Annotated in this window: 11 protein-coding genes; 5 read left to right on the forward strand and 6 right to left on the reverse strand. The window is 41.9% G+C overall.

The genetic code is table 11. The annotated features are described in order from the left end of the window. Positions 1-48: 48 nt before the first annotated feature. Positions 49-432, reverse strand: coding sequence for a phage tail sheath C-terminal domain-containing protein (locus tag POV27_RS12590; RefSeq protein ID WP_272863127.1), 384 nt, complete (start codon positions 430-432; stop codon positions 49-51). A gap of 286 nt (positions 433-718) precedes the next feature. Here POV27_RS12590 and POV27_RS12595 point away from each other — a divergent pair, with 286 nt between their 5' ends. After that, positions 719-2,608 (forward strand): WG repeat-containing protein, encoded by a 1,890-nt coding sequence (locus POV27_RS12595; RefSeq protein WP_272863128.1) that lies wholly within the window; start codon positions 719-721, stop codon positions 2,606-2,608. Here the strand turns inward: POV27_RS12595 and POV27_RS12600 are convergent, their stop codons facing one another. Continuing rightward, positions 2,609-3,226, reverse strand: a complete 618-nt coding sequence (locus POV27_RS12600; protein WP_272863129.1) for an L-threonylcarbamoyladenylate synthase — start codon at positions 3,224-3,226, stop codon at positions 2,609-2,611. 121 nt (positions 3,227-3,347) lie between these two features. Between POV27_RS12600 and POV27_RS12605 the strand changes: the two genes are divergently transcribed. Continuing rightward, positions 3,348-4,226 carry an alpha/beta hydrolase gene (locus POV27_RS12605; RefSeq protein ID WP_272863130.1) on the forward strand — a complete coding sequence of 293 codons (879 nt, stop codon included), beginning with the start codon at positions 3,348-3,350 and terminating at the stop codon, positions 4,224-4,226. 345 nt (positions 4,227-4,571) lie between these two features. On the opposite strand, the gene POV27_RS12610 is transcribed toward POV27_RS12605, so the two are convergent. After that, positions 4,572-6,890, reverse strand: coding sequence for an ATP-dependent helicase (locus POV27_RS12610; protein ID WP_272863131.1), 2,319 nt, complete (start codon positions 6,888-6,890; stop codon positions 4,572-4,574). Positions 6,891-7,083: 193 nt separating this feature from the next. Between POV27_RS12610 and POV27_RS12615 the strand changes: the two genes are divergently transcribed. The 3 genes from POV27_RS12615 to POV27_RS12625 are packed head-to-tail and all read left to right on the forward strand — an operon-like array spanning position 7,084 to position 10,504. Further along, positions 7,084-8,367, forward strand: coding sequence for an amidohydrolase (locus POV27_RS12615; RefSeq protein ID WP_272863132.1), 1,284 nt, complete (start codon positions 7,084-7,086; stop codon positions 8,365-8,367). Between the two features lie 14 nt (positions 8,368-8,381). After that, positions 8,382-9,959 carry an FMN-binding glutamate synthase family protein gene (locus POV27_RS12620; RefSeq protein WP_272863133.1) on the forward strand — a complete coding sequence of 526 codons (1,578 nt, stop codon included), beginning with the start codon at positions 8,382-8,384 and terminating at the stop codon, positions 9,957-9,959. 17 nt (positions 9,960-9,976) lie between these two features. Continuing rightward, complete coding sequence (locus POV27_RS12625; protein WP_272863134.1) at positions 9,977-10,504, forward strand: DUF7935 family protein; 528 nt, start codon at positions 9,977-9,979, stop codon at positions 10,502-10,504. On the opposite strand, the gene POV27_RS12630 is transcribed toward POV27_RS12625, so the two are convergent. From POV27_RS12630 to POV27_RS12640, 3 genes are read right to left on the reverse strand one after another with little or no spacing between them, the layout of a single operon-like run. Beyond that, the gene (locus tag POV27_RS12630; RefSeq protein WP_272863135.1) at positions 10,501-11,136 is read right to left on the reverse strand and encodes a response regulator; all 636 of its coding nucleotides are present in this window, start codon (positions 11,134-11,136) and stop codon (positions 10,501-10,503) included. The genes POV27_RS12625 and POV27_RS12630 overlap by 4 nt on opposite strands. After that, complete coding sequence (locus POV27_RS12635; protein ID WP_272863136.1) at positions 11,133-11,900, reverse strand: sensor histidine kinase; 768 nt, start codon at positions 11,898-11,900, stop codon at positions 11,133-11,135. The genes POV27_RS12630 and POV27_RS12635 overlap by 4 nt, the downstream gene beginning before the upstream one ends. Then, positions 11,870-12,544, reverse strand: a complete 675-nt coding sequence (locus POV27_RS12640) for a hypothetical protein (protein ID WP_272863137.1) — start codon at positions 12,542-12,544, stop codon at positions 11,870-11,872. Before POV27_RS12640 ends, POV27_RS12635 begins: the two co-directional genes overlap by 31 nt.

Consider the following 12,544-nt stretch of genomic DNA (forward strand, 5'->3'; position numbering starts at 1 on the left):
TCATCTAGCAGTCCGATCATCTAAAAATCCAACCATCCAATAATCCAACTACCCCGTTGTCGCCATCTCTTGTGAAATGACAAGCACGATGAATTCGGCCGGATGTTCTACCGCTACTTTTACGTTAACGATCATAATCCCATTTTCAATATCCTGTGAAGTCATGGTAGTACCTAAACCACATTCCACAGAAAAGGCATCGGAGGCTTTTGCTCCTTGCAATCCTCCCTCCTGCCATACAGTAGTAAGGAAGCTTCCTATTTCGGACTTTACGGCTTCCCAAGTGTTCTTGGTATTGGGTTGAAACACATAGGTATTTGCTGCCAATTTGCAAGATTGTTCTAAAAATTCTAGGGTTCGTCGAACGGAAATTTCGCTCCAATCGGTGGTTCTTGAAATGTCCAAGGCTTCGGGTAGGCTTTTCGGATTCAAAATACTTTTATTCTTTACGTTTGTTAATTTCTCTTCAATATCGGAAGAAAAACGAAGTAGTTCTATGGCTTTGTCGAAAATCTTTTTCCCTAAACGAAACGTATCATTGCCTCAATGGGGCTACCCCCTTCTTAAATTATCCTGTGTATAAACACGAAGCTGTTCTACTTTCACGTTAAAATCATATCTTAAAACCACCGAAATGCTTAGAATGACCATTCCTCCAGTACAAAGAATCCTCATACTACCTTGTTTACTCTTTTGTAATTCGCTTTTATTTTCCCAAATGGCATTAGAGTCAGAACTCCGTATTCCCTTTCAAGAAGGAGCACACTACGGATTTATTGATCCATCGGGAAAGGAAGTAATTCCGGCGATTTATAAAAACGTCGGTGTGTTTACCGAAGGATTAGCTCCGGTGCGAAAAAACGGCACCTTTGGGTATATTAATAAAAATGGGAAGGAAGTTATTGAAAGTAAGTTTGATATGGCCCATGCCTTTGTAAATGGTCAGGCGAAGGTTTATATGCAGGGGAAGGCGTATTTCATCAACAAAGATGGAAATATATTGTTCGATCACCATTTAAAGAATTTTTACATGACCGAAAACGATTCTCTATATATCTGCGAGACCAATTCTGGAAAGTATGGCGTGGTCGATCAAGCGGGAAACATCATCATCGATACCCTATTTCAAAAAGTGTTTCAATTAAATGATGAGCTCTTCGACACAAGAATGTTCAAGGAAGAAGATTCTTATGAAGGCTTTATCAAGGTCTTTGATTCAAAAGGAAATCGTGTTTTCAAAAATTTCGAAATCGATGGGATTGGTATTTTCCAGGATGGTATTGCCAAGGTAGAACCAATATCAAGCAATGATGTTTATGTGAATGGAAATGGAGAAATTCAATTCGAAGTACCCAAAGAATGGAAGATGAGTTATGATTATGGCTATTTTCAGGATGGAAAAGCTATTGTAGATATCTACACAGTAGACCCGGATACCATAAAGAGATGGTCCTCAAGGGAAAAATACACTAAAAAAGGGGTGATAAACACGAAAGGCGAGATTCTATTCAGTAATACTAATTGGAAGAAAATCACCTCCTTTTATCAAAACAGGGCCTTCGTGCAGGATAAAGACGAAAAGTGGTTCTTAATTGATGAAACCGGAAACTGCATCAACGATGAGAAATACGATACGATTCATATAGAAGATAATGGTATGGGTGACGCCTCCCCGTTTCAAAAAGGTACAGCTTTTGTTGAAAGGGATGGTGAAATCTCGGTTATAGATATGGATGGCGACATTGTAGGGGGGCCGATCTATTTTAATTTTGAATACGACGACTTGTTCCGTATTGGGAATACCCTATTCATTCAAAATTATGACCCAAAGACCCAGGAAGAATCTCCCTATAGCTATGGCATTTGGAATTGGAAAACGGATCTTTTGATTCCCCCAAAATTCTACAATATGGATACCCTTGTTGAAGGTGAAATCTGGATGGTAGAGTACGATGGTAAATTGGCCTATATTAATAATAAAGGGAAGGAAATTTGGCAGCAAAAGGGGACCACAAAAACTTCCAAAAGACTCAATATAGACTATATGAACCGGGGATATTTTATAGCTTCTTCTCCTACAGATGAAGAATTATCCCAATTCGGGGGATGGGCTGGATCCTCCAATAAATTCAAAAGGGCAACCAAAAAGTTAGGGCTTCCTGAAAACGGTTTCAACATCGTAGTCCGTCCCGAAGAAAAAAGTGATTACTATTCCTTTGAAGGGATGAAACTATACCTATCAAACAATACCCAGGATACCCTTTTCTTTTCTGCTCAGGATAGCAGGATTTATATGGTGTTACAAGCCAAAGACCTTGAAGGAAATTGGAAGGACATAGAATTCCTTCCTAATAGTTGGTGCGGCAATAGTTATCATTACTTATTTCTCCCTAAGGAACACTTTTGGGAATTCAACATCCCTAAATATGAAGGTGCCATAAAAACCACATTGAGGGCTAAATTGACAGATTGGTATACATCAAGAAACTTTGAAAACCAAGAGAGAGCACTATATAGCAACGAGTTTGAAGGTACTATAAATCCGGCACAGCTTTGGAGTAAACGACCCTATACTCCTACAGGCATTATGGATCCCTACGACGAATAGTTAAATCTCCAAACTTCCTTTCCCTTCCCGAATTAATTCGGGTTCGCCAGAGGTAAGGTCGATTACCGTAGAAGCCACATTGCCTCCATAACCCCCATCGATTACCACATCGACCAAATCGTCCCATTTTTCGTAGATTAATTCCGGATCGGTGGTATATTCAATGACCTCATCCTCATCTTTGATAGAGGTAGAAACTATGGGATTACCCAATTCGCCTACAATTGCCTGGGTGATGGAATGATCGGGCACACGTATCCCCACTTCCTTTTTCTTTTTAAACACACTGGGTAAATTGTTATTCCCCGGTAAAATGAAAGTATAGGGACCGGGTAGGGCGCGCTTCAATAATTTAAAAGTACTTGTGTCAATTTGCTTTACGTAATCGCTTAAGTTGCTTAAATCTTCACAGACAAAGGAAAAATTGGCTTTTTCTAATTTCACCCCTTTTATTTTGGCAATGCGCTCTAAAGCCCCTTTATGAGTGATGTCACAGCCCAAGGCATAGACCGTATCACTGGGATAAATGACTAATCCACCCGCCTTTAATACGTCCACAACCTTTTTTATTTCCTTAGGATTCGGATTTTCTTCGTAAATTTTGATGAATTCTGCCATAGCGTTCGTTGGTTTTAAGGGGAAATTACAGCAAAACTGTTTCCATTAAAGATACGGCACTTTTGGTTGTCATCATAATAGATCGTTAAATATTTCGTTTGTAATGCTAAACCCTCCAATTATGAAAAAAATAGTCCATACCATTGTTTTTTTCTGCAGCCTTACACTCTTTTTGGTTTCTTGTTCTTCGGAAGATGATGCAAGTATAGACGAGGAAACCGGGGGATTGGAAGCGGTTTCTTATCTAGATGTGGCCTATGGACCCCACTCCCGTATGACATACGATCTGTACCTCCCCGAAGGTAGAACGCAGGCCAAAACAAAAACGATCATGCTCATTCATGGAGGAGGATGGACCCAAGGGGATAAGGAAGATATGACCGAATTTGTACAGGCCATTCAGTTGGCCCATCCGGACCATGCCGTCGTGAATATTAATTACGTTCTATCCAATGTAACCACGCCGGCGTTTCCCAATCAGTTTTTGAATATTGAAGCGATTATAGACAAGCTAAATGTGGAAGGGGAAGAACTACAAATCTCTCGGGAATTCGGGATGATAGGTGTAAGTGCAGGAGCGCATCTCGCCCTCATGTATGACTCTGTTTATGATACTGACGATCAGGTGAAATTTGTGGCCAATATCGTAGGCCCAACCGATTTTACCGATCCCTTCTATTTAGAAGATCCCAACTTTAATTTTGCCTTCGCCCTATTGGTGGACGAAGCTTCCTATCCAGAAAATGCCATAGAAGCGGTAAGTCCTGCTTACAACGTGCATTCGGGAACCAGCCCCGTGGTCATGTTCTATGGAAATCAAGATCCATTGGTTCCTTTAACCAATGGAACGGCGTTGGAGACGGCTCTAAACGATGGACAAGTCTCTCACAGTTTTACAGTCTATGACGGTGGACATGGGGATGATTGGAGCGCTACCGATTTCGACAATCTTCAGCAGCAGATCAGTGATTACATAGAGCAATACTTACCGATTAACTAAGCTTTTACTTACAAATATGACCAAGACTTGGGGAAGGGATTATTTCAGTGTCTTAGGAATTCTAATCTGTCTCATCTGCATGAGTTGGCTTTTTTCCATTGAATGGAACATCTATAATGACTACATGCAAGTTTCAGGTAAAACCAGAGCGCTTTTTGGCATAACGGAATTAGCTTATTTGGATAAAGTTTACTTAAGTCTTGGTGGAATTGTCGGTATAATACTTGTTTTCTTGGCACGCAAACGAAAGGAAAGCAAGATTATGGTAGTCTCTTTACTTATAATTTCAATACTAACGATCCCTTTACCTTTTCTCAGACTTTGGAGATGGTTGGTTCCCGATCTTTAATCGATCACGTTCAATTTAGCGAAGCGTAGTAGCAGTTTCTTCAATCCGCCATTTTCAAACTGAATCTCTGCCTTGGTATCGGCTCCTACCCCTTCGATTTTTAAGATTTTCCCTTTTCCGAATCGGACGTGCTCTACGATTTTACCCACTTCGATATTGGCTTCATTGGGATCGAAATTCTTGCTGGCCGAACTACTTACTGGCTTTAGCTTTCTCAATTTTCGCAGCTGTTCTTCGGTAGGGCCTTTCGGTGGGGCTCCTGCCGTGGGTTTGCGTAACCGCAATTTGCTCTTGTCTACTTCCCCAAAGATATCGGCATCTAATAGAGGTTTATATCGATGCTCCGTAACTGGAGTAAGATATTCTAGGTAGACTTCGTCAATCTCTTCAATAAAACGACTGGGCTCTGCATCGATCAATTTTCCCCATCGGTAGCGGCTTTGGGTATAGGTAAGGAAGGCCTGCTTTTCGGCACGTGTTAAAGCCACATAGAACAGTCTACGCTCTTCTTCCAACTCTGCTCTGGTATTCATACTCATGCCGCTTGGAAAAAGGTCTTCTTCCATTCCCACAATATAGACATAAGGAAACTCCAGTCCTTTTGCCAAATGCACTGTCATTAGTGCTACACGGTCGGCATCGCCTTTGTCATTATCCATATCGGTCGCTAAGGCTACATCTTCCAAAAATTCGGCAAGGGATCCCGTGGTATCGGCCAATTCCTTTTGCTCTTCCACAAAATCGCGGATACCGTTCAGTAATTCCTCTATATTTTCAATACGCGCAATACCTTCTGGAGTACCATCTTTTTTCAATTCTTGTACCAATCCCGTCTTCTTTGTCACGTGTTCGGTAATCTGAAAGGCATTATACCCTTGATTCAGCACCTGAAAGCTTTCAATCATGGTCACAAAGTTCTGAAGCTTCGTTTTTGTGCCACTGTTTATTTTCAAATCGATCTTATCGATCGCTTTCATTACTTCAAAAATGGATCGGTCGTAATGATTGGCCGCCACCACCAGTTTATCGACCGTGGTCTGTCCTATTCCCCTTGCGGGATAATTGATAACCCGTTTTAAGGCTTCCTCATCCTTTGGATTCAGGATAAGACGTAGGTAGGCCAACACGTCCTTAATTTCTTTTCTCTGGTAGAAGCTGAGCCCACCATAGATGCGATACGGAATATCCTTCTTCCTTAGGGCATCTTCCATCGCACGGGATTGGGCATTGGTTCGGTAAAGAATCGCAAAATCGCCATACCCAATTTGATTGTTCATGGCAGTTTCAAAAATATTACTGGCCACAAAACGTCCCTCATCCCCATCGGTCATACTGCGATTCACCTTGATCTTGTTCCCTTCGGCATTGGCCGTCCATACGACCTTTTCCAGACGGTTTTTGTTCTTTTCAATAATGCTATTGGCCGCATTTACGATATTCTTGGTAGATCGGTAATTCTGTTCCAATCGATACACCTTTACATCGTCATAATCCTTTTGAAAGTTCAGAATGTTATTAATATTGGCACCACGAAAAGCATAGATACTCTGAGCATCATCCCCTACCACACAAATATTCTGAAAACGATCACTCAAAGCCCGTACAATCAAGTACTGACTGTGGTTGGTATCTTGGTACTCATCTACCAATATGTAGCGGAATCGATCTTGGTATTTGGCTAATACAGCTGGAAAACGGGTAAGTAGTTCATTGGTCTTCAATAGAAGGTCATCGAAATCCATTGCACCTGCCTTAAAGCAGCGATCCACATAGTTTTTATAGATATCCCCTAGACGTGGCATCTTAGCCATGGCATCTGCCTCCATGAGTTCTGGATTCTGGAAATACGCCTTAACGGTAATGAGACTGTTCTTATACGAAGAGATACGCGAATAAACTTGTTTGTACTTGTAGATGTCTTTGTCCAATTGCATCTCCTTGATGATCGCTCGGATCACACTTTGGGAGTCTTGGGTATCATAGATTGTAAAATTGGAAGGGTAGCCCAGCTTATCGGCTTCGAAACGAAGGATCTTAGCAAAGATACTGTGGAAGGTACCCATCCAAAGGTTTTTGGCTTCGCTATTCCCAACGATTTCTGCAATCCGCTTCTTCATTTCGCGGGCCGCCTTGTTGGTAAATGTTAGTGCCAAAATATTGAAAGCATCGACCCCTAACGACATTAAATAAGCAATACGAAAAGTAAGTACACGGGTCTTCCCAGATCCGGCACCCGCAATAACAATCATAGCTCCATCCTTCTGCAACACGGGAGCTCTTTGCGCATCATTCAGTTGTTCTAAGTAATCCTGCAAACCCTTTAATTATAAGGTGTGAAAATACAGAAATTAAGGGGAAAGAATAACAGTGAATTTCAGAATTTATAAACAAACAATGCACGTTGGAGTTGCTGAAAATTTTGAATATCTTTAGCACATTGGAGCTGTTTCCATAAACCGACTAGAGGCGGAACTCAAACGTTTCCCAAGAACCATTTACTGTTATTTTATGAAAAGATTTTTTGTTATTTCCTGCTTGGCCCTATGCTTTGCCGGACCGGGGTACTCGCAAATGGATAATGATATTTTGAAAGACATTGAAGCGATTGAATCTAAAGTAATCGATTGGCGGCACCATTTCCATCAATTTCCAGAGCTTTCCAATAGGGAATTCAACACAGCCAAAAAAATTGCCGATCATTTGAAGAGCTTGGGCATGACCGTCCAGACAGGGATCGCCAAAACAGGGGTTGTAGGTATTTTAGAGGGAGATCAGCCAGGGAAAGTGGTAGCGTTGCGTGCCGATATCGATGCATTACCCGTTACCGAACGTAATGATCTTTCGTTTAAAAGTGAAGTAACGACCACCTTTCTGGATAAAGAAACGGGTGTAATGCATGCCTGCGGACACGATACACACATCTCGATTCTTATGGGTGTGGCCGAAGTACTATCCAAGCACAAAGACAAAATAAAAGGCACGGTTAAGTTCATCTTTCAACCTGCCGAGGAAGGCCCGCCACCGGGCGAAGAAGGAGGTGCCAAATTAATGATTAAAGAAGGCGTTCTGAAAAACCCAGATGTGGATGCCATTTTTGGATTGCACATTAATAGCGGTACTCCAGTAGGAACCATAAAATACAAAAGCGGTGGAACCATGGCTGCCGTAGAACGCTTTGTAGTTAACGTAAAAGGAAAACAAACCCACGGATCGGCACCTTGGTCGGGTGTAGACCCCATTCTTATTTCGGCCAAGATTATTGATGGTTTCCAGACCATTATTAGCCGTGAATCTCCCCTTGTAGAAGAAGCTGCCGTAATTACTGTTGGAAAAATAACGGCCGGGGTTCGTTTCAATATCATCCCGGAAAGTGCCGAAATGATTGGAACAGTGCGTACCCTAGATCCTAGAATGCGTGAACTTATTATGCGTCGTATGACCGAAATGGCCAGTGATATTGCCAAAGCTTATGGCGGAAGTGCCACCATAGACTGGCAAAACAATACTGTAGTCACCTATAACGATCCCGACTTAACCGCACAAATGCTACCGACCCTACAGAACGTAGCAGGTAAGGACAAAGTAGTTTTGATGAAAGCAACCACAGGCGGAGAGGACTTCTCCTACTTTCAAGAAGTGGTTCCTGGATTCTACTTCTTCTTGGGTGGCATGACTCCTGGTAATACCCAGCCCTTTCCACACCACACCCCCGATTTCAAAATTGACGATGCAGGTATGTTACTAGGGGTAAAGGCTATGACACAAGTCGCAATCGATTATTTGGCCAACTAAAAACAAAGCACTTTATGGACGCTGTCATTGAAATCGTGAAATCCATCCCATGGTGGGCTTGGGTATTGATTGTTTTGGGAATCGTAGCCCTAAGGGATATACTACAGCGTAAACATACGATTCAGCGCAATTTCCCAATCATTGGACATATTCGTTATATGTTTGAGAGTATTGGTCCGGAAATGCGGCAATATTTTGTAGCAAACAATCGAGAAGAGCTCCCGTTCAACCGAATAGAACGCGGCTGGATTTATGCTTCGGCCAAAAAGGAAAACAACTACGAAGGCTTTGGAACGGATCGGGATATTTATGCCCATCAACATATATTCATCAATAATGCCATGATGCCTTTTAAAGTAGGCGAAAACCATCCCAATGCACTTGACAAAAGTTTTCTTCCCTGCGCCAAGGTGATGGGAGGTTACAACAAGCGAAAAAGACCGTATCGTCCCGCTTCCGTGATTAATGTATCTGCCATGAGTTTTGGCTCTTTAAGTGCCAAGGCCGTAGAATCCCTAAATAAAGGATGCGGTATAGCCGGGGCCTACCACAATACGGGTGAAGGGGGACTTTCCCCCTACCATAGCACAGGAAGTGATGTCGTATTTCACTTCGGAACCGGATATTTTGGCGTACGCGATGCCGAAGGAAATTTTTCCATGGAGAAGATGAAACAGTTAGTGGCCGACAATCCCTTTGTTAGAGCCATTGAAATAAAACTATCTCAGGGCGCTAAACCGGGAAAAGGAGGTGTCCTACCCGGAGCCAAGATCACCAAAGAAATAGCTTCCATTCGTGGGGTTGAAATTGGAAAGGACGTTTTGTCCCCTCCCAATCATTCGGCTTTCTCGAACGTACCGGAACTCATGGACTTCATTGAAGCCATTGCTGAAGTTACGGGACTACCCGTAGGAATAAAAGCAGCCATCGGGAAATTGGATCAGTGGAAGGAATTGGCTGATCTTATGGTCGAACGAGGTACAGGCCCTGATTTCATTTCTGTGGACGGAGGTGAAGGCGGGACGGGTGCCGCGCCACCCAGCTTTGCGGACCATGTTTCCCTCCCTTGGGTATATGGGTTTAGCGACGTTTACAAGATATTCAAGAAGCGTAATATTACCGATCGCATTGTATTTGTAGGAAGTGGGAAACTTGGTTTTCCCGCCAAAGCTGCCATGGCTTTTGCCATGGGGGCAGATTGTATCAATGTAGCTAGAGAGGCGATGATGAGCATTGGTTGTATCCAAGCTCAAATTTGCCATACCAACCGCTGCCCCACTGGCGTGGCAACCCAGAGTAAGTGGTTGCAAAATGGGATCAATATTCCATTGAAAAGCGAGCGACTGGCACAATACTTTAAAACCTTCCGAAAGGAATTGGTAGAGATTACCCACGCAGCAGGGCACGAACACCCCTGCCAGTTCAATATGACCGATATTGAAATGAATGTAGACGACCACAACCTTTCCAAAGAACTAAGCCGTACTTACATGTACGAAAAAGATACCGTACCATTCACAAATATGCAGGATTTAAAAGATTGTGTATTTTTAGGCGGCAACTATAACAAGTCCCATACGAACAACCACTAAAACAACGTTACTATCCCATGGAAGAAATGACTCAAGTCTTAAGCTATGCCTCTTACCTATTACCTGCACTGGTAGTAGGTATTGTTGCTTACTATTTTTTTAAAGGACACATCGCCAACGAAGAAGGCAGAAGGCGTTATTTGGTACAAAAAGAAGCTCAAAACAAAATGCTTCCGGCACGTCTACAGGCCTATGAACGCTTAACGTTGTTGTTGGAACGCATTGACCCCAACAAGATACTCATTAGAGTTAAGCCCTTTTCGGACGATATTGACAAGTATGAAGAACTCCTTATTAAGAATATAGAACAGGAGTTTGAACACAATGTCACCCAACAAATCTATGTGACTCCAGAATGCTGGGATTTGATCAGTGCAGCAAAAAATGCCACGATACATATTATTCGCCAAGCGGTAATGCACGAAAAAGGTGCCAATGCAGACAAACTACGCGAGTATTTATTGCGCAATTTCATGGAGGAGGTAACTCCCTCACAAAAGGCATTGGCCTATATTAAAAAAGAGGTGGCAGAATTGTTTGTTTAAGGTACGAAGAGCTTATGCCGAATGGCATACAGCACCAAGCCAATCCTATTCTTGATATTCAATTTTTCGTAGAGTGAATCCCGATACCCTTCTATGGTTTTGGGGCTTAAGAACATGGCCTCTGCGATTTCGCGATAGGTCATTTCTGTACAGGCATGCTTAATAAATTCCAACTCGCGTTCTTTGAGCTGAACACCTTCCTTGGGTTTCACCAAACTCCCTACTAACAGTTTGGCAATGGTATTCGTGTGGTAGTATCCTTCGCGTATCACCTGCTCCAAAGCTTCCTGTAATTGCTCCTTTTCGGTGTCCTTCATCAAATATCCTTTGGCTCCAGCACGAAGCATTCCCAAAATAATGTCTTCATCCACTTCTACAGACAGTGCTAGTACAATGACATTGGGATGGGTTTCATTAATGATTTTGGTTGCGGCTATCCCATTCAGTATTGGCATGTTCACATCCATAAGGATAATGTCCGGCACATTAGCGGGAAACTTCATCTTCTCTATCAATTCCTTTCCATTTTTACAGAGATAAAGGGTTTCAAAACCTTCAAAACTATTCACCAATTCCTGTATGGCCTGTGCCAATAAAAAATGATCGTCTACAATTACAACTTTTGTACTCATACTTGATTTTTGGTTAGTGGATACTCCAAAGTTAGGGTTGTTCCTACATTTTCTTCGGATTGAATGGAAAAATCTGTTTTTATCAATTTGGCCCGGCTTGCCATATTCTTCAACCCTATGCCCGTAAACGACTCAGAGTCATTAAATCCCACTCCGTTATCGGAGGCTTTAATGATGAGATTCTCCCCTTTAAAATACATGTCAACTTTCAGTTCGGTAGCTTGCGAATGCTTTATGGTGTTAGAAAAGAACTCTTGTAATATTCTGAAAAGGATGGATTGGTCCTTCACATTAACATCGACCACTTCCCCATGTATTGTTAAGCTTGCATCAATAAACCGCATTCTATTGAAGCGATCTATTTCCATTTGTACGCTTTCCCTTAGGCTCAATTTTCGGATGGTTTCTGGGTTGATCATTTTGGACAAAGCCCGTAGTTCGTCCAAGCCATCTCCAATGAGCCTAGCCGCCTGCTTCATTTTTTCTGGATTGTCCCCCGCGTTTTGTGCCTTTACCTTGGCCAAAGTCATTACCTGACCAATATTGTCATGTAATTCCCAACTAATATTACGTAAGGTCTCCTCTCGAATTTCTATCTGTGCCTCGGCCAATTCCCTTTCGAAGGCTTCTTTCTCTTCCTGACTTTTCCTAATGAGTACATTCTTCCTCCGAATGAAAATGACGAACAACAGCACCAAAAACAGTCCCGCCACCAATAGTATGGATATGAAAACTATGAGTTCTGCTGTTGCGTTCGGCTCCATAAGAATCCAATGATGAGTGAAATATTAAGTACCGTGGTCATAATGATCGGTAATTTAAACAGATAATAAAACTCGCGATTAATGGCATAGAAATTCTTACTTACCTTAAAAGGGACCATGGCCAAATAATAGAAAAAATAGCCAATTCCTATCCAAAACATCAAGTTCCTATCCAATTTTACAACACTTTCTGAATTTAGGGCTTCATAGAAAAAGAAAAGAATACACACCAATATCGTTATGCCTGCAATGATATAAGGCCATACTTGGTATTTGGTATGGTAATCTGTCTTTAAGACGAATACGTCGATGAGAATAAGCGCAATATAAACGGCATACATCAACTTCAGAAAAAGCTTGAAACGCCTATTCTTTATACTCGTATAGAAAAGGTATCCCAAAATGGAAAAGGAAACGAAATAATAGATATTATAAACAATCGCATTATATCCTTCTGCCAATACCCTTCCGTAAAATGTGGCAAAAAATTCGTTACATGCAAAGTAGACAAATGCCCAGATGAAATACTTTACGGGGGAATCTTTGAATTTCCTATAATTAAGAACACCTATTAAAGCTGTGATGATTTGAAGATAGCTTATCATATGCATCCCCCGGAAAATATCACTTATCATATCGATCAT

Source organism: Aureisphaera galaxeae, from assembly GCF_028561275.1.
Classification (GTDB): domain Bacteria; phylum Bacteroidota; class Bacteroidia; order Flavobacteriales; family Flavobacteriaceae; genus Aureisphaera; species Aureisphaera galaxeae.